Source organism: Parapedobacter defluvii (assembly GCF_014642075.1).
Taxonomy (GTDB): domain Bacteria; phylum Bacteroidota; class Bacteroidia; order Sphingobacteriales; family Sphingobacteriaceae; genus Parapedobacter; species Parapedobacter defluvii.
In genome coordinates, this window is the sequence record NZ_BMIK01000010.1 from 44207 (window position 1) to 62929 (window position 18723).

Below are 18723 nucleotides of genomic sequence, written 5' to 3' on the forward strand. Positions count from 1 at the left end.
ATTATTACTCCCTGAAAGCGTCGAGCGCCGCTGTCGGCTTCCCGGCTTGATCAAATGCGCCTAACGTATATCCCTTCCATCCTCCGTAACACTGCGGTTCCCAGTAGAATACGCCCAGCCCCTTTCCCGCCGGCAGTGTACGTACCTTTTTTATCAAGTCTTCCAGAAACAATTTGGCGGTCGGCGCCTGGTCCCAACTCATGCCCACTTCGCAGATCATCACCTCACTTTCATAGCGATTCACCATATCGCTTATGTTGGCCAGACACTGTTCATTCCGCTGCTGCCACTCGTAGGGCGAAGGGTAAAGTGACATGCCCACCACGTCCCATTTGCCTCCATTGGCCTTCAATCCGTCGAACAGCCAGCGGAATAGGTTGTTGTCATAGCCGTTTTGCACATGCACGATCACCTTCGTCCCGGGAAATACTGTTTTCACCGCGTCATAGCCAGCATTGCTCAGTGCAGCATAGTTAGCCATGTTGGTAGCCGCCTTTCCGGTTTCCCACAACATACCGTTGCCCGTCTCATTAGCCACCTGTACCCATTCGGGCGTGATGCCCGCCGCTTTCAGTGCGCCTAGCACGTCCGTGGTATGCTCGGATACCGCCGCCGTCAGTCCATCCAGGTCCTTCCCTTCCCACGCCGCGGGCAGTTGTTGCTGCCCCGGGTCGGCCCACGTGTCGCTGTAGTGGAAGTCAATCAGCAGCCGCATGCCCAAGCTGTGTGCGCGGCGTGCTTTCACCAGGAGGTCGTCCTTACCGCACCAGCCATCCACAGGATTTACCCATACGCGGAGGCGGATAGCATTCACGCCCAACTGCTTTAATAGGCGCAAGCCATCCTGTTCCACCCCCGCCGCGTTGTAAAATTTGCGGCCCGCCGCTTCCATTTCGGTGATCCAGCTCACATCCGCCCCACGGGCAAATGGAGCAGCCTGGGGTTCGGGTGTTACCTCCGGATCGCTTTTACAAGCCCCTAACAGCAGTATTCCCAACAGCCAAACCACATATTTCCTGATGTTGCCTCGGTTCATTTTACCAACCCTTTTAATCCACCGTGTATCGGAATGCCTTCGGATCGCTTAAGTCCAGTGTCAAGGTATGTGTGCCCACGTGCGGATACGGGAACCCGCTGGCATCCGCCCGGTACAGTGTACATTGGCCTTCCTCAGGACCCACTCCGAAGAAAAATCCCCAGTCGCCATTTACCAGTATCTTGATGCCCCATTGCTCCGCTTCGGTGGTCGTGATGGAGGCTGTCCACACGTTGCGCCCGCTGTCGTATGTAAGCGGTGTCGCATCCGTACTCCAACCGTTAAAATCGCCCGTTACCGAAAGTGACTGAACGACGGTTTCACTCCACGTCAATGCATTCACATCGGCTTGCAGGTATAAATAGCCCCCATTACTTGTCCAAAGGTTCCATCGGTCGGCACCGGCATGCAACCGATATTGATTACCATCTTCGGGGTACGAGCCGTATATCGTTTCGGCGGCGGCGCTCTCCTCACTTGTCAGGTAGAAATTGTACCACTGGTCCACACGCACGAAACCATCGTAGCGACCATCCTCCTCACGCGAACATAACTTCCAGGGGAACGCTGAGAAATCGTTGGTGGCCATAAATAGGTAATCGGCCGCCCCCAAAGGTAGATAAGGCGTAACAGCGATACGAAGCACATTACTGTATTTAGGAGCCACATTGGCAGCCAATTGCGACAGCACGCGGACGTAGAGCGGTGTACTCTCATCCGGCTCAAAGCCTAGTGCCAGCGCCAGTTCGTTGAATTTCGTATGGGTGTATGACAACGAAGCACTGCCCACCTCCTGGCTCCTCGCTACCGTAGTGAATGCTTCGTCCAACGAAAATTGCACCGTTGTCTTGATTGCGACGCTCTTCGCGTCATAACCACCCGTAAGCTGCATTTCCCCTGTATTCCAAAGCAGCTGCAGCGCCAATTCATCCTTTTGATCTTCGCTGAGCACCACGGATTCGGTGGTTGCCGACAATTCAGCATCCGAAAATCCCGTAGCCACGACGACATCTCCAGATTTCTCACAAGCCATTGCAGCAATTGCGCAGGTGAATAGCCGTCCTGCGCGGTATATTTTTTCAATCGTTTTCATCATTCATCATCGGTTAGTATCCAGTATGTTGTATCAGGTTCGGATTGGCAGCCAGGTCGGTTGCCGGAATGGGATACAGATCGAACCGTGCATCCGTGGCCGACCCTTCCACCGTACCGCCTTTCCATTGCCACAAGTAATCGTCACCCGTAAACCGGCCGAAACGGATCAGATCTGTGCGGCGTACGCACTCCCAGAACAGTTCACGACCCCGTTCGGCCAGCAGGAAATCCAGCGTCAGTGCCGCTGCGCCAATGTTTCCACCGGTATTGCCGTAGGCACGCTCGCGCAGTTGGTTTACATAGCCCAGCGCTGTTGCCGCATCACCACCCGCGCCTCCCCGTACCGTTGCTTCCGCATACATCAGGTAAACATCCGCCAGACGAAACAGCGGAAAATCGGTATTGACCAGCCCGTCATCGGTCGTGTATGACCCATCATCATTCAGGTTGGTGTATTTTACGATGGTATACCCCTGGCTAGACGATGACGGATCATCCACATCGAGCGTCTGCCCGTCGGTCCAAAACGCGCCGCGGCGGTCCACTTCTCCCGTCGTATCCGGAAAAAGCGCCACAAACTCGCGCAGCGTGCGGATACTCTGCCAGCCGGACGTGACACCGTAGTCGGGGCTGTTCATCGACCCGAGGATCGGACCGTTAACCAAATACGTCATCCCACCCCAGGTGGTCGTCTTTGCGGCATCCGATTGGATCGGAAAGATGATCTCGTTCTGTGTGCGGCGGTCGTTGTCGGCGTTGAAAAGCTTGCCGTAGTCGGCCTCCAAGGCGAAACCGCTGCCAATCACCTTATTACAGTATGTGATGCAGTCGGCGTTGCGTTCTGTTCCAGTATATACCGAGGCATTAAGGTAGTTTTTGGCCAGTAATGTCCAGGCTGCTGCACGGCTCGCACGGCCGTATTCATTGGCAAAGGGTTCAGGCAATATTGTTTCGATGGCCTTCAACTCCGTTTCGACATAGTCAAATAATTCCGCACGCGTTATCCGTGGCGGGAAAAAGGCGCTCACCTGGTCGTTTTCGGTTACAAACGGTACATGGCCGAAGAGATCCATCGCATGCGAATAAGCCAGTGTACGCAGGAAACGTGCCTCGGCAGCAAATACCCGGATCTCCTGCTGTTCCGCTTCGGAAAATCCTGCGATTTTATCGTCACCTGCATTGCGCAGGAACTCGTTGCAGATCGCGATGGTATAGTAAATCCGGTAATACATGGAGCTCACCCACGTGTCGGATGCGCCCCAGCGCATGTATTGGATATCTACTAGGTTATCACCGCCCGCCCAAGTATAGATCACCTCATCGGTCGGGATTTCCTGCAGGTTGAAATATGACCGCAGGTAGCCATACGCGGCCGTCGGGCTGGCCATATCCGCATTTCCGTCGCCCTTTTCATTGCCGCCCACTGCATACGATGCATAGAGTTTTGCAAGGACGGACTTGTAGTTTTCCACCGATGTATACACGGATTCTGACGTGGTTTCCACCGTGGGTAACTGATCCAACTGGCTCACGCAACTGCCGAACAATCCCAGCAGGCCGATCAAGCAAAGTATTTTTATCGTGTTCATCATGGTCGTTAGAATTGAAGGTTAACACTCAGTGAATAGGTACGCGGCCGTGGATAGAACGTGCTATCGAATCCATTCGGCATTTCAGGGTCGTTGCCGGTGTATTTGCTCTGTACAAATACGTTCTGCACAATGGCTCCCAGTCGCAGCCGGGCACTGCCGGCGATACGCCCCACGTCATAGCCCAGTGTGATGTTCTCCATCCGGAGAAACGACGCATTTTCCACGTAGTAATCCGAATAATACTGGCGTGCACGGAAACCCGTGTTGAGGAAATCGCTGTGCAGGTTGTTCAGTGCAAACGGCACATATTGCAGCGTTTCCCAGGCACCAAGATCCATTTTGGTATTGTTGAAGACGTAATTGCCCACGTTGGCGCGGAGGGTGGTACCCACTGTCCAACGTTTGTATGTGAGCTGCGTATTGAAGCCCAGGAACCACTCGGCAGCAGGCGACTCATAGCGGTAGAGATCGCTCTCATTAATGATGCCGTCACCATTCAGATCGGCATACACGTTCTCCAAGGGTTTACCCTGCTCGTCGTACACCTGCTTATATACATAAAACATGTTCGGTTCGTAACCCGTGGTCAAAATCTGGATGCCCCGCCCGCTTACCCAGGGCCCTACGTAGGAACCCACGGACTTATCGTCCTCCACCATCGAAAGGTTGGTCACCCGTGTATGCTGCTGCGTGGCGTTAAAACCCACCTCCCAGGTGAGCGTTTCGCGGCTTATGGGTGTTGCATTGACCTGGAATTCAAAACCACGGCTTTCGATGTTACCTACGTTGGTAGTGGCGGTCTGGTCGAAATTCGTACCTGCGGGCACCGATACATTGGCCAGCAGGTCGTGCGTTTTGCGTGTATAATATTCCACCGCACCGGTGATGCGGTTGCCCCACAGGCCGAAGTCTATGCCGTAGTTAAAGGCACGGGTCGTTTCCCAGCGCAGGTCATATACATAGACCGATGGGCGGAGTACCCGATAGAAGCTCTCGCCAAACCGGTATTGGGCGAAGTCATCACCCCGATTGTAAATCGACAGGTATCCGTAGTTACCGATCCCATCCTGCTGGCCTGTTACGCCATAGCTGGCACGCAGCTTCAGGTCGCTGAGGGTATGGCTGCCGCTGAGGAAATCCTCTTCAGAAAGCCGCCACGCCAGCGCCAGCGACGGAAAGGTTCCCCAGCGGTTTTCCGGGCTGAAGCGTGAGGTGCCGTCGCGGCGGATGGTTGCGGTGACCAGATAGCGCCCCCCATATTGGTAGTTGATCCGCCCGTAGACCGACAGCAGCGTATGCCGCTGGTCTGACGCCATGGCGGTTGATTGCACGTCTCCGGCCTCGTTGAAGTAAATTACCGACGGACTTTTTGCACTCCAGTACTGGAAGTCATACCCTGCGGTTACCTCCAGGGAACTATTTTCCAGCGGCGCCGTGTAGTTAAGGTACGCCGTCAGCAAGCGATTCTGCGTATTTTGTGCATATTCATTGAACGAGCCACCCACCGTATAGGCGTTGGCCGCCGATGCGGGAATACGGTTCTCTCCTTCCCCGTGTGCATAGTCATAACCCAGTGTTACATGGGCCTTCAGCGCAGGCAGGAAATGAAACTTGTAGTCGATGTCCAGGTTACCCGTGGAGCGCCCCACCCGGCTTTTGTGGGTTTCCTGTTCGAGTAAGCCTACCGGATTGAGGTTGGCACCCGTTGCCGGCACACCCGCATTGTCCAGGCTTTCGTAAAACCCGCCAAATGCCTCACTGCCCGAATGCACCGGCTGCGTGGGGTTGAATGCCACGGCCGACCAGATAGCATCGGTATTCGCAAAGCGATTGTTATTGAGCGCTCCCTTTACGTTGAGGTTTAGCGTAAGGTGTGCGTCAAAAAACGTGGGCGACAGCGACAGGGCACCGGTTACCCGGTCGGTCCGATCCGTACGCAGCGTACCCTGTTGGTCAAAGAACCCGACCGAAGCTCGGAAGGGTACTGCGTTGGTCACGCTGCCCGATAGGCTTACGTTGTTGTCCGTACCGAAGGCCGATTGAAATACCTGCCCTACCCAGTCGGTACGCTGCCCACCTAGCAGCGTCTGTTGCGCGGCCGTACCCTGCTCTTGTATGACCTGCTCGAAGCGTTGGGGCGAAAGCATATCGGCCACCTTCTGCTGCTGTTGCATGGACAGAACCGAAGAAAAACCTATCCGCAATGTCCCGGTAGTGCCCTTTTTAGTGGTAATCAGCACCACACCGTTGGAAGCGCGCGAACCATAAATCGCCGTTGCCGAGGCGTCTTTCAGAATGGTCATGCTCTCAATGTCGTTGGGGTTAATGAGACTCATGAAATTGCTTCCGTTTCCGCTGATGCCTCCATTTTCTAGCGGCACGCCGTCCAGCACGATCAGCGGATCGTTGCTGGCGCTCAGCGATGCCCCTCCACGGATCCGGATGGTACTCCCTGCCGTCGGCGACCCGCTGTTGGACATCACTTGCACCCCCGAAGCTTTACCGTTGATCAGTTGTTCGGCCGAGCCCACCAAGCCCGCGTTAAAATCCTTGCTTGCCACGTTGGCTACCGATCCGGTCAGGTCCTTTTTGGTTTGGCTGCCGTAACCTACCACGACCACTTCTTCCAGGTCCTGGCTGCTCGGCAACAGCACCACGTCGATCTGCTGGCGGTCGGCCTCCACCGTCTGGGTGAGGTAACCGATGGAAGAAAAAACCAGCTGATGCGCACCGGCAGGTACCGTTATGCGGTATCTCCCCTCGGCATCGGTAACGGCTTGCGCCACTGTGCCCGCCACCGCGATACCCACTCCCGCCAGCGGTGTGCCTTGATCGTCGCGTACCGTGCCCTGCACAGTAAGCTGTTGCTGTTGCTGGGCCCGTACGGTTACGGGAGTCGCTGCCAGCGGAATTCCCACGGTTAAGGTGCTGGCCAGCAACGCCAACCAATACGTGTTTGTACGATGTTTACGTCGATATTCCCTCATGTCATTTTTGGTTTATATGGATATCATTTAATTACTCATTCCAGCCATACATTGCCGATGGTCAGCGATGCATCGGACGCCACCTCTCCCAGTGTGTGCAGCACCAGTGATTCCACGGTTGCCACGTCAAAAGACCGCTGTACGGTTGGTGAAAAATAGCGTTCCAGGAAAACCGGATACGGTGCGGGCAGCAACGGGGTATCCCCTAGTTGCAGTGTACTGAGCGGAATCCTCACTAACGGTGCGCCGTCCAGTGCGATATTCGCACGGTAGGTATACCCGTCGTCCGTGGTAAGCCCCACAGACAAACTATCCAATGCATGGACTCCCGGCAGGGCGACGCACAGGTATGTGGCATCAGCCAGTCGGTCCCTACGGTTTGCTACTACATCGGCTACATAGCGTTTCCAGAAGAAGCGCACCCCGCTGTCGCGCTTAGCAAACGTATAGCGCCAAGCCTTGGGTGCCGCAGGATGATCCAACCGACTGTTTACCGTGTTGCCGCCCCATTCAGGCATGGCATACGTTTCCAGTGACTCGCGATCGGCCGCTGCGTCAAGTAACACCACCGGATAGGCCGATGGCACTACCTGCGTGGTCCAGTAAAGCGGCTCGGGATAATCCCAGTCGAGCGGTGTCCCCGATCGATTGTCGGGGAATGTCGTTGCTTGCCCCTTGGCATATACCGTCATCGTATAACGTATCACGCCCTGTTTTACCATTTCACGTGGCAGGTTACCTTCGTACCGGTATCCGCTCCCATGCTTCAGTAACACACGCGGGTTGTTGGCGGACCAAAACGAAACCCGATCCGTATGAAGCACGACCGAATCCGGCAATGACGGCCCCACAACGGTTGCGCGGATGGTTAATGACTCGTCGGCAGTGACCACAGTGGCAGGCGTATGCACCACGGAAAAGTGTGCCGCATGTGCTTCCGGTGCCACAAATTCACCCAGGTTAATGGAATGCCAACGCGTATCCGCCTGCCAACGCCGCGTAGCTGCATCAACAACCTCCGGCCGGCACAATAGGTATACGCCCGGTGTCACCTGCAACGCTCCCCCTTCCGCATGGGCGGCAACCGGCACATCGTCTGCTCCCAACGGCACTACATGGAATTCCCCGGTCAGATCCGGCAATCGCAGTCGCATGGGCCACCTGTTCCAGGCGATGGTTACCGCCTCCCGGCTCAGTGAAGGTTTCGCGAACGGATCGGCTATCGGCACCGCATCGGGCATCACTTCCAAACGCCATACCCCCGGCTCCAGTTGATCCAGGAAGTACGCTCCTGTGCCCGCATAGTCCACAATCGGTGAACTCCCGCAGCCCGCAACAGTGGTCAGCTTTTCGGGCGCTACAGGCCGCTCAGTCGTATGGTTGCTATTCAAATATATCTTTTCGCTGTTCAGCACACTCAGGTCCTGCTTGTGGCTCACGAGGAAATCGCCAAACAGGGTGTCAGCCGGATAGGAACCGAATGATTCGCCCCGGCCAACCCGCCGGGTTACTTCCGCTGCTATTTTCATGCTGATGGCTTTTCCCGGCGTATATGCCAGGTTCAGGTAGTGCGTCTGGTAATCGGTGTTATAGCGTGCCAGATCGATCGGATCGTAAGCAAACTGCGTGATCCACTGAAAACCCTGGCTACGGAATGTCCGTGCCATCGCCGGATACAGATAGGTGTATGCTGCATCGGCAGGATCGAACTCATAGACGATTTTTGCTTTACTGCCAAAACCTTCCACCGAAGAAAACGGAATCTCGTACTGGTCGAGGTAAGGCAGGAAATTACCCTTGCGGGTAAAGCCCGCTACCAGGCCGATGGGGTACCACTGATAGGTAGCTCCCTGTATAGCCGTATTGAAATACGCCCCCACATGGTCCATGTTATGGCTTACATTATAAAACACAGGCTTCATATTTCCGGTTTGCTTGATAGCCGCCAGCATGCGGTTGATATAGGTACGTGTTTGCGCCGGATCGCCGGTATGACAGGGTTCGTTGTTAATCTCGAAGCCCACCACATAAGGGTCATCGCGGTAAGCGAATCCGGTATAGGGGTTTTTATGCTGGATGAACTGGCTCACGTACCGTTCCTGCGCACGTACCGCATCGGGGTTGCTGTGCACGTCGCATTTATCGTAAAGGTAAGAAAACCCACCCGTGGGCCGGTTCCGCTCGGGATAGCCGTTGCCAAAATCCGTTTGACAGGTGATCACCGTACGGATACCCCGTTTGCGCAGTTTGGAGATAAGGTAGTCCAGCAGGTCCAGATGCTCATTTTCCAGTAGGTTGCCCACGCTGTCTGTGATTTCCACATCCCATACGTGGATACGGTACGCATTGAATCCAAGGCGCGTGAAGTGGTATACATCGCGATCAATTGCTTGCTTATGGTCTTTGCCCAGGTAGTCGATTGCGCGGTAGCCGTGCGCAAAAGGCAGGCAATAATTCACCCCATAAAACGCTGCTTCCTGTCGGGTGTCCGACCACCGCATCACCCCTTGATCGTCCACATAGATGGTAGGCACAGACGTATCCTGCGCACGCAACATGGCGACAATAAAAAAACTGAAAAAAGCAATAACGGAAGTACATCTTATCATACAGTTTACACAGATTGGTTTATAACTACCGCAAAAGTAGCATGAGGGGGGCAAGGAATGTGTGACAAATCGGACAGAAAACGACAAATATCGGACAACAAGAAAACTTGGAGCCTATGATTCCCGTTCGGACGCAAATTCCCGTGGGGTCCGCCCAAAAGCAGCCTGGAAACATTTGGAAAAATATGAGGGATTGGAAAAGCCCACCATGTACATCACTTCGGCCACGGTAAACTTATGCTGCCCCAGTAACATGGCGGCTTTCTTCATCCGGATGGACCGGATGTACTCCACAGGGGTGAGACCGGTGAGGTGCTTCACCTTCCGGTAAAGCTGCTTGGTGCCGGTATCAAGCTGATCGCTTAACGCCTGAACGTTCAGTTCCGGATCGTCGATCTGATCTTCGATGATGCGTGTCACCTCTACGAGAAACTGTTCATCCGGCGATACCGCCGTAGGTATTTGCGGTGTCGCGATTGCACCAACGCGCAGCTTGCGGTCGGTTGCCTGCTTTTTTTCGATCAGCTGCACGATGCGCGAACGCAGGATAGCCACGTCAAACGGTTTCGCCATGAAGACATCGATTCCTCTGCCGATACTATCCAGTTCCGTCTGCTTGTCGTCCTTCGCCGTCAGCAGGATAATGGCTACATCAACCAACGGCACATGGCTGCGGATCTGGCGGCTCATCTCCAATCCATCCATCAATGGCATCATCGCATCTGCGATGACCACATCGGGTTTCCACTCCATGCACTGCCGTAGCCCGTCCTTTCCATCGTGGGCCACCCGTACGTCATAATTAGCCAACAGCAGCTGTGCCAAAAATTCGGTGATCTCCCGGTTATCGTCCACGACGAGAATCCGGTGTCTTTCCGCTGTGGCACCCGATGTTTCGGCGCCTCTCTCCCCAGCGCCGGCAGGCGGCTGAATGCCCGCCGCAACAGGCAGCCCAATGCGTACCGAGGTACCCTTTCCTTCCGTCGCCGTTATGGTCATCGAGCCTCCGTGCTGTTCGGCATACTGTTTAGCCAGATACAACCCGATACCCGAACCGGCATGCCGGTTAGTTGTATTTGCCGCCCGGTAAAACCGCTCAAACACATACGGCAGGTCTTTTTCCGGGACACCGATACCCGTGTCGCTGACAGTGATGATTATCTCTCCCTGCTCGGCAGCCAGTGATACCATGATGCGGTCGCCGGCATGTGTATACTTAAATGCATTGGCCAATACATTATTCAGGACCGACCGGATCTTCACGACATCAGCCATTCCCCGCAGTTCCTCCAGCTCGGTTTTCAGGGTATAGGTGCGGCCCAGCGTGTCGGCTGACCCCTGAAATGCGGCAAACACATTCCTTACCAACGACACCCATTCCACATCAGACCGCATGAGCCCTTCGTCGCCCGCCCCTTCCAACCGGTTAAACTCCATCACTTGCTGGATCAGCGTATTCAGTTGCAGGGCATTGCGTTGTATACCTTCCAATTGCGGATGAATACCCTTATGCCTCGCATCCATCAGGAGTTGACTGGTCGGGCCGAGAATGAGGCTCAATGGCGTCTTGAATTCGTGGGAAACATCCGTAAAGAAATTGATTTTCAGATTGGTCAACTCCAGTGTTTTCTGCTTTTCGATGCGTTCGATTTTCAGGTTATGCCGTACGCGGAAAAAGTTGACGACCCATACGATCAGCCCGATTGCCAGTGCCAGGTAGATAGCCTGGGCAGCCCCGGTCTCATACCAGGGAGGCCGGATGCGCACGGTAAACCGAAGCGGTGCACCTGTGGGGTCACCCGAGAGATCCAGCTTCCGTACAGCCAGTTGGTAGGTACCCGGTTGGAGGTTGGTATATGTCAACTGATTAGACGCGCGATCCATCAATACCCATTCGGCATCTACACCTTCCATTTTATACAAAAATTGTTTGCTTTCATCCGGCGCATACACAAAGTCAGCAAAGCGGAATACGAGGTTGTTTTGATCGTGTGTCAACTCCATATGGTCGCGGTAGCGGATATTGCTCCCCGAGGTGCCTACCGGACGGTCATTGGCCAGCAATGCGGTAAATGACAGTGTGGCCGCCGCCGTTGCGGCATGCGGCGCATCCGCGGGTAACGCAGTGATACTGTTTACCGCCCCAAGCAATACCTGGCTACCCGCCGCATCGTAAAAGGCCGCCGTGAAATCCGACTCTCCCTTGATGCGTTTCACTTCGAGCGTACCACGGTCCAGTGTCCAGAGCGCACCGGAAGTTGAAATCCAAATGTGCGCTCCCACCTGTTCCATACACAGGATTTCACCGGTACCGAACGTACTAATAGGTACTGTTTGGCAGGTTCCATGCTGCGGGTCCAAGCGGTAAACCGCATTGTCTCCCCCCACCCAAACAATTCCCTCGGCATCCTGCATCATATAGGTCGGCAATTGGATCGGTCGTCCGGCGCCGTCCGTTACGGCACTCACCCGGTAGTTGTCGGGCTGGATACGGTGCAGCCCCTTCTTATAGACGAGTGCCCAGATATCCCCCTTGACATCCTGAAACAATTGGTTCACGAAATCACCCGCTAGCCCATCTGCTGCGGTCAACTGATGCTGCGCAATGTAATCGCCGGATGCCGCCATCAGGCGTTGCTTATCGACGACGAAGATTCCGCCGAGGTAAGTAGCAATCCATAACCGCCGGTTTCGGTCTTCAAACAAATCGTACGCCCAGTTGGCATTTGCCGTCCGCGTTTGGTTGACGATCGTGTAGCGGTCAAAACCGTGTGTTGCCTCGTTGTACCGGTTTACGCTACCATCGGTGGCAATCCAAATCTGCCGGTCAATATCTTCGTAGATATCACGGATGCGATTGTGCGACAGCGGATAACGGGAGTCACCCATGCGGTACCATGCCGGTGCCGTTCGCCTAGCACCGAGGGTATCCGTACGGATGATTCCATTGGTGCCACCCAGCCAATAACGGCCGCGCGAATCGCGGAGGATGTTATAGAAGCGATTCCCCTCGCCTATTCCGGTAACCTCGTAAATCGGGATGGTTTGGAATACCGGACGGCCGCTTGTTACGGAGGTACCATAGTCTGTACCAAACCACCAATTGCCTTCGCGGTCGGTGAAGATGGCCCAAACGATGTTGTTGGCAAGCGATCTGTCGTTGCGGGCGTCGTGCACCACCGTTACTGCGGACTGCTTACCCGGATCATAAATGTATATCCCTGCATCTGTTCCCGCCAATAGCATCCCATGGCGGTCCATGGCAAGCGATTTGACAGACTGGTTGTGAAGGGGAATGGCCTCCGTTGTCTCCGTGGTAGTTGGGTCATATCGGTAAAGCGCACCCTCGGCCCCTACCCATACCGTGCCTTCCGCCGTGTCTACCCATAGTGAATTGACAAAAAAATTGCTCCGGCTATGCTGAGTGGATAAGCTAACAGCACCGATTGATTGCACGCCATCCTGCTTTCGGTATAAGCCATTATACGTGCCGATGTATAAATCGCTTTCCAGTTTTGCCAATGCATATACGGTCAGTTTCGGTTGGTCGTCGTTGGTCGCATCACCGGTGAAAGACTCCAGTCGTTTGCTGTCTAGCTCATAACGGTACAAACCCTTAAGCGAACCGATCCACAGGTCGTTGTCGTCCAGCAGAAGTGTCCGCACATCCGATGGAAATGACACAGTGCTTGGCAGGTACCTATCGCTTTGGTAGTCGTAAAACAATACACCGTAGTCGGTTCCCAAACACAGCAGGCGGCTGTTCAATACCACGATGTTATATACATATGTGTTTGTACTGTCGTTGCGACCGTGATGTGCCTGGGTTACGTAACCATCGTAGCTTACCAAGCCTTTGTTAGTGCCAAACCACATCATGCCCAGGCTATCCTGCGCGAATGCACTCACGGTAGTCGCCCCGGCCCCGGCAATTACGTTTTGGAAAGACCGGTAACCCAACGGCTGTGTCAGGCCGGGAACTGTCTGTAGTAATCCCCAAATCAAGAAAATCAACCGTCTGTTCAGTTCCATTGGTTTCTAGCGTCGCACGCAAAGATACCTATAATCCCGTAAAAAGGGTTGTCAACTTAAAACAACTCAACCGGAACCCGCCGTAAGTAAATACTTTTTAAACCTAAAAAGAAATTACGAATTTACAATACATTGATTAAAATCCCATTCCCTTGGAAGAGCTCACGATAAATGTTAATCTTGTACAAAATCCCAAATGGGATACCTTTCGATAAAAGACGATGAAAAAATTTTGCACGATGATAATCGGGTGCCTGCTGCTGATGCAGGCACCCGTATGGGCGGGGACAAACGATATGCCCCTGCTCCGACCCAATGATCTGGTGGTGTGCGGGGACGACAAAATCCAAGTTTATGATGACGCGGCAGCACGCCGTGGAGAAGCGATCCTGACCTGGTCCTGGCAGGCCAACGAGGCGAAAGGTCAGCTGCCCGAGGAATATTTCGGCATGCTTCGTTCGCTGGATGACTGCAAGCCCGTTCGCGGTAATACGCAGTTGCTTGTCACCTCCTCATCGGGCGCAACGTTGCTGCTGGATGTAGCCACCAAACGGATACTGTTTTATGCCAAAACGCCTATGGCACATTCGGCCGACCTGCTGCCGGGAGGCTTCGTCGCCGTAGTCAACTCGACGCACACTGCTGGTAACAGCCTGGAACTGTATGATGGGCGTATACCGGAAAAGGTGCTTTATAAAGATACGCTGTATTCCGGGCATGGAGCCGTGTGGGTAACCGAGCAGCAGGAACTTTTCGCCCTCGGTTTCGACAGCCTGCTGGTATACCGGCTGCAAGATGTGCGCACTGCAACGCCACGGCTGGAAAAAGTCCGCGTCTTTCCCCTACCCGATGAAGGCGGACATGAGCTGTCGCTCACATCGTCAAACCAACTGTTGGTGAGTACCCACCATCATGTCTGGCTGATGGACATGCAAACGGGCCGATTCACTCCATTAGAGCCGCTAAAAGACCATGCAAACATCAAGTCGGCCAACTACGATGCCGCAACCGGCGCACTAGTCTATACCATTGCCGAGGAAAGCTGGTGGACGCACCATGTTTACGGAGTGAACCCCGATTTCCGCATCGAGATACCCGATATGCGGGCATATAAGGTACGCGTGGTGCCGAAGCCCTGAGCCCAATGTCCGATGGTTGCCGGCCAGCTTTTCGACAAGCGATGGAATTACGTTTTCGGATGAGCCGGCAACCTACTTCATAACGACAAGTTCGCCGTTCTCGTAGATCTGGATTTCTGCCTCAAGCTCTCCGCGCTCCAATTCAAAGTAATAGTAATTACCTTCCGGCGTTTCAATGAAATCAACGTCATCCACACGGTACAACCGGTATTCGGAGCCTCCCAGAACATCCGTAATTTCTTCAGGCACATCCGTGATACGCATATCTGTCTCGGTGCGCAACCAATCGCCACCCGTAGTGAAATAGGCCTCGCGATTCACACTGCCGTGGATAAACTCCACTTCAATCCGGCCATTGTCTTCATCCACGTCCAACACTTTGTAATCCGGATACCGATCGGCCAAAAACTGGGTAATCTTATCCGAAAGCACCACGGGTAGGTAATTATTGTCCGTGTCATCATCCGGGAAAGCCTTCACCAGCGTACCATCCGCCAGGTAATACAAGTCATACTCCGTATTACCCCGCTCCACTTCCAGCACGAAGATGGTTTCGAAGCCCTCCCGTTCCACCACATCCACATCATCCACAGTCCACGCGCTAAAATCACCCGCTTCGTGCGCCTTTTTTACCTCTGCCGGCAGATCTGCGTATGGCAAGTCGGTTTCGGTAAGTTTCCAGCTACCTCGATCGTCAAACCAAGCCTCCTTCTCCAGGCTGCCTACCTTAAATTCCGCGATGAAGTAAGTGCCTTCCCGCTCCCATTCCACGGCAGTCGCATCCGGATATTTTTTCCGGAAATTCTCTTCCGCCCTGTTTTGCGGAGCCACCGCATCGTCATTAGTACAACTTGTCAACATCATCCCCGCCACAGCGGCCACAGTAAAATAGCGATTTACGTACATAAGCCTCTCCTTCTAATTTTTTTTGCAACTATGCAAAAGCCACGCCAATGTGTATCCACTCCTGCCGTTACAATCGCAGAATAATTGACAATGCTGGTTAAGTGGTATCCTGTTCATTGCTGTTTTTGTAGCAAAACAAGAGCTTTCCAGGTTGAATTGGCAATATCTTTGATCTACAACGCGTAAACAAATCGCAAGGAACCAGGGTTTACTACGATACCATGCTCATCATATTTGCCAGCAGGACCGGAAATGTCAGGCGCTTTGTAAACAAAGCTGCGGAGCTTTCCGTGCTGGGCCTCCGTACCTGCGAACTCCCCGAAATTCCGTCCTTCCAACGGGCTCACCTGGTTACTTATACGGACCCAATGGGCGCAATACCTCCTATGGTGAAAAGTTTCCTTGAACAACATCACCGTAAAATACTTTCCGTCTCGGGGAGCGGCAATCGGAATTGGGGACGCGACTTCGCGGCTGCGGTGGATAAGATACACCAACAATATGGCATTCCCATAAACCTCAAATTCGAGCTATCCGGGACTCACAATGAAATACAAACCTTCATCGATTACATCAATAATAAATCTGAACCCATCGAAACGAATCTGCGCATCCTCAAATTCCAGACCGACAGCTGCGCTACCTGCGCGACGGTAGCCGGTGCATTAGATAACTATGGCATCCCTTACCGGGACATCAATCCGTTCGACCATCCCGACCTAGCCGCACAATACCGTGTGAGGTCAGTCCCCACCGTCATCGTCATTGAGGGCGAGCGTGAAATTCTCCGGATGGTAGGATATAAGCCCGAAATCATCGAGCAGATCCGCGGCTTGATCAAAACCGGTATCCAACCGTGAGCACAGCCCCGGCAGTCATCAGCCGTTGGTGATATTTCTCCTTATTAAAGGGAATCAATGCATATTGCTTTACCGTAGGGGTGAGTGACAAAGACCAATTGCCCAATGCATACCGGCCACCTACGCCCACGGAAAAGCCGATACCCCCCTGACTGTCCACAGACTCCCATTTTTCGGGCTGTATGTCAATAGAAGGCCCACCCTGTATGAAAAACCACCGTCCTACATTCCACTCAACGACCAAAGGAAGGGATAGTGTAGTGATCCGACCGTCGGTTCTGTGCTGCTCAGGCATAGGCGCGCTAACCATTGTTAGGTTATGCCGGGCATAGTCAAGGCCTGACACCAACGTTAACCGTTCGGTCAACCCGTAGCCCAACCGCACACCGGTAAGCATTGATAACCTGCCCTCGCTGCTACCCCCACCGTCTACGCTTTGAAAGCGGTGCAGCGCGTTGCCGGCAAGGCCGAAACGAACGCCTACTTCAATTTCGGATTGGGCGTACAGCGTCTGTAAGCAGGATAGCGTAACAGCAATTAACGCCAGCACGGCATACGTTCTTTTCATCGTGATCTGAATAAAGCTTTGAAACATCTGGAATCTGATTGAACGTGATTTTAAAACCGGATACCCAGCATAAAAGCAAGCACATTGTTCCGGTAGCTGTCATTGGGCATGTTGGGATCTTCGCCGTTGGCGAAATTCGCAAACCCGGTCGTGTAACGGGCGTTCACCACCAAGTCCACACGGCTGTCCGGCAGCCGCAGGCAGTATTCCAATCCATATACCCCGGCTATATCGGTGTCCTTCACATTATACGCTTCGTAGTTCTCCCCCTCACCCACTTTGTTTTTGGCACTTAATTTAAAACCCACCTGCGGACCGACAAAAATGTCCAAATCAATGGGTTTAAAGCGGTATTTCAACAGGACCGGCACACTCAGGTAATTCATGTTCAGTTCGGCATCCCGGTAACGGATGTCGCCAATTGCAAATGCGTCACTTTTGTATTTGCCACCCAATTGTTGGAAATTGACCTCAGGCTGTACATAGAAGTTGCCAAATACGGGGAAGTTGACATGCACACCACCGATGAAACCTGCCTTTCCATCAAATGTATCGCCCGAGATCCTGGACATGTTCCACCCTGCCTGGACGCCGAAACCAATTTTTTCCGGCCGTTTCTGTGCATTGGCAATCCAGATGATAAACATAAAAACAAACGAAACTAACGTGCTTTTCATACGTAAAGTGTTATTGAAGTGCCTAAATTGATTTGAATACGTAAAGTTAAACCTTGTTTCAAAACTTGGTCTTTATAAACTAACGTGCGTCGGAACAACAATGCTACAAAACAATCTCCCAATAATCGAGTTATGCTAGAAAAATAATTTGTGCCGCTGACATACCCTTGTCATCTCGCTGCCGATCTTTGTTAAGACGTACTCACAAAATCAAAACAGTATGAACATCGTTGTAGGTGCTACCGGGCAAATAGGCTCATATGTCATTGACGAACTAACCAAAAGCGGATCCCCCACTCGTGCAGTCGTAAGAAATCCCGAAAAACTTGCCGACATACGCGTTGAATTCCGTAAGGCTGATCTATTTGATGGTGAACAACTTGCTAACGCATTGGAAGGGGGAACAGCAGTCCTCGTCTTGACCCCGGAAAGCCAAACTTCGGACGACATTATCGGAGACACCGAACGGATTGTTGCCAATTACCGAAAGGCCATCGAACAAGCGGGAATAACGAGAATCGTCGGTCTATCCACCATTGGAGCACATATCGACGGCAAGACCGGAAATCTTTTCATGTCCCGGATACTGGAACATGGGCTCGGCGATTTAGATGCAACCGTCGTATTTATACGGCCGTCATATTATTTCAGCAACTGGCTGGTTTATCTGGATACCATCACACAACAGGGAATTCTGCCAACTTTTTTTCCAGAAGGTCTGTCGATTGAAATGAACTCACCGCTTGACGTGGCCAAGTGCATCGCGCGTGCAATGACCGAAGAACGCCCGCCCAAAAGTAAGACGGTCATTGAACTGACGGGACCGCAACCGTACACTTCGCGTGATGTTGCCGATGTGTTTGCGAAATTGCTGAATAAGCCGGTGGTTCCACAATCCATACCCCGAGAAAAATGGCACGAGACGTTGATTGCTGCCGGTTTTTCCGAAAACACGGCAATCAATATGGCCGATATGACCCAAGCTGTGATCGACAAGCTGACCGTTCCCGAGCAACCGGGCAACACCCTACCCCTTCCGACCTCTTTGGAGCGCTATCTAAGTGGACAGCTAAGGAAGTAAACAGCCAAGTCTTAACCGCAGTACGACCACCTCGCCATAATCAATTAAATAAAGAAACCATTTCTTCGTACCAACTCCTGCTCTTTGGAAAACGGTGATGATTTCCAGTAAAACCCCGAAATCCGGGGATTTTTTGCATGG

At 53.2% G+C, this 18723-nt stretch carries 12 protein-coding genes; 3 read left to right on the forward strand and 9 right to left on the reverse strand.

The window, feature by feature from the left end:
* Positions 1-4: 4 nt before the first annotated feature.
* The 6 genes from IEX60_RS14585 to IEX60_RS14610 all read right to left on the reverse strand — a co-directional run bounded on the left by IEX60_RS14585 (position 5) and on the right by IEX60_RS14610 (position 13351).
* The gene (locus IEX60_RS14585) at positions 5-1036 is read right to left on the reverse strand and encodes a glycoside hydrolase family 53 protein (RefSeq protein WP_188751882.1); all 1032 of its coding nucleotides are present in this window, start codon (positions 1034-1036) and stop codon (positions 5-7) included.
* Between the two features lie 13 nt (positions 1037-1049).
* Entirely contained in the window at positions 1050-2132 is a 1083-nt protein-coding gene (locus IEX60_RS14590) for a DUF5111 domain-containing protein (RefSeq protein WP_188751884.1), read from the reverse strand.
* A 10-nt stretch (positions 2133-2142) separates the two neighbouring features.
* Positions 2143-3723 (reverse strand): RagB/SusD family nutrient uptake outer membrane protein, encoded by a 1581-nt coding sequence (locus tag IEX60_RS14595; RefSeq protein WP_229717579.1) that lies wholly within the window; start codon positions 3721-3723, stop codon positions 2143-2145.
* Between the two features lie 5 nt (positions 3724-3728).
* Entirely contained in the window at positions 3729-6710 is a 2982-nt protein-coding gene (locus IEX60_RS14600) for a SusC/RagA family TonB-linked outer membrane protein (protein WP_188751886.1), read from the reverse strand.
* A gap of 35 nt (positions 6711-6745) precedes the next feature.
* Complete coding sequence (locus tag IEX60_RS14605) at positions 6746-9319, reverse strand: glycoside hydrolase 5 family protein (RefSeq protein ID WP_188751888.1); 2574 nt, start codon at positions 9317-9319, stop codon at positions 6746-6748.
* Positions 9320-9433: 114 nt separating this feature from the next.
* Complete coding sequence (locus IEX60_RS14610) at positions 9434-13351, reverse strand: hybrid sensor histidine kinase/response regulator transcription factor (protein WP_188751889.1); 3918 nt, start codon at positions 13349-13351, stop codon at positions 9434-9436.
* Between the two features lie 239 nt (positions 13352-13590).
* Between IEX60_RS14610 and IEX60_RS14615 the strand changes: the two genes are divergently transcribed.
* Positions 13591-14490 (forward strand): DUF6528 family protein, encoded by a 900-nt coding sequence (locus tag IEX60_RS14615; RefSeq protein WP_188751891.1) that lies wholly within the window; start codon positions 13591-13593, stop codon positions 14488-14490.
* Between the two features lie 72 nt (positions 14491-14562).
* On the opposite strand, the gene IEX60_RS14620 is transcribed toward IEX60_RS14615, so the two are convergent.
* A complete protein-coding gene (locus IEX60_RS14620; protein WP_188751893.1) occupies positions 14563-15396 on the reverse strand; it encodes a PepSY-like domain-containing protein in 834 nt (277 codons plus the stop codon).
* Positions 15397-15617: 221 nt separating this feature from the next.
* Between IEX60_RS14620 and nrdI the strand changes: the two genes are divergently transcribed.
* Entirely contained in the window at positions 15618-16256 is a 639-nt protein-coding gene (gene nrdI, locus IEX60_RS14625; RefSeq protein ID WP_188751895.1) for a class Ib ribonucleoside-diphosphate reductase assembly flavoprotein NrdI, read from the forward strand.
* Here the strand turns inward: nrdI and IEX60_RS14630 are convergent.
* Both IEX60_RS14630 and IEX60_RS14635 read right to left on the reverse strand, forming a co-directional pair.
* Positions 16234-16824: an outer membrane beta-barrel protein gene (locus IEX60_RS14630; RefSeq protein ID WP_188751897.1), complete on the reverse strand. Its 591-nt coding sequence runs from the start codon at positions 16822-16824 to the stop codon at positions 16234-16236. The genes nrdI and IEX60_RS14630 overlap by 23 nt on opposite strands.
* A gap of 50 nt (positions 16825-16874) precedes the next feature.
* Positions 16875-17501 (reverse strand): porin family protein, encoded by a 627-nt coding sequence (locus tag IEX60_RS14635; protein ID WP_188751899.1) that lies wholly within the window; start codon positions 17499-17501, stop codon positions 16875-16877.
* Positions 17502-17721: 220 nt separating this feature from the next.
* Here IEX60_RS14635 and IEX60_RS14640 point away from each other — a divergent pair, with 220 nt between their 5' ends.
* Positions 17722-18582, forward strand: coding sequence for an NmrA family NAD(P)-binding protein (locus IEX60_RS14640; RefSeq protein WP_188751901.1), 861 nt, complete (start codon positions 17722-17724; stop codon positions 18580-18582).
* The last annotated feature ends 141 nt before the right edge of the window (positions 18583-18723 follow it).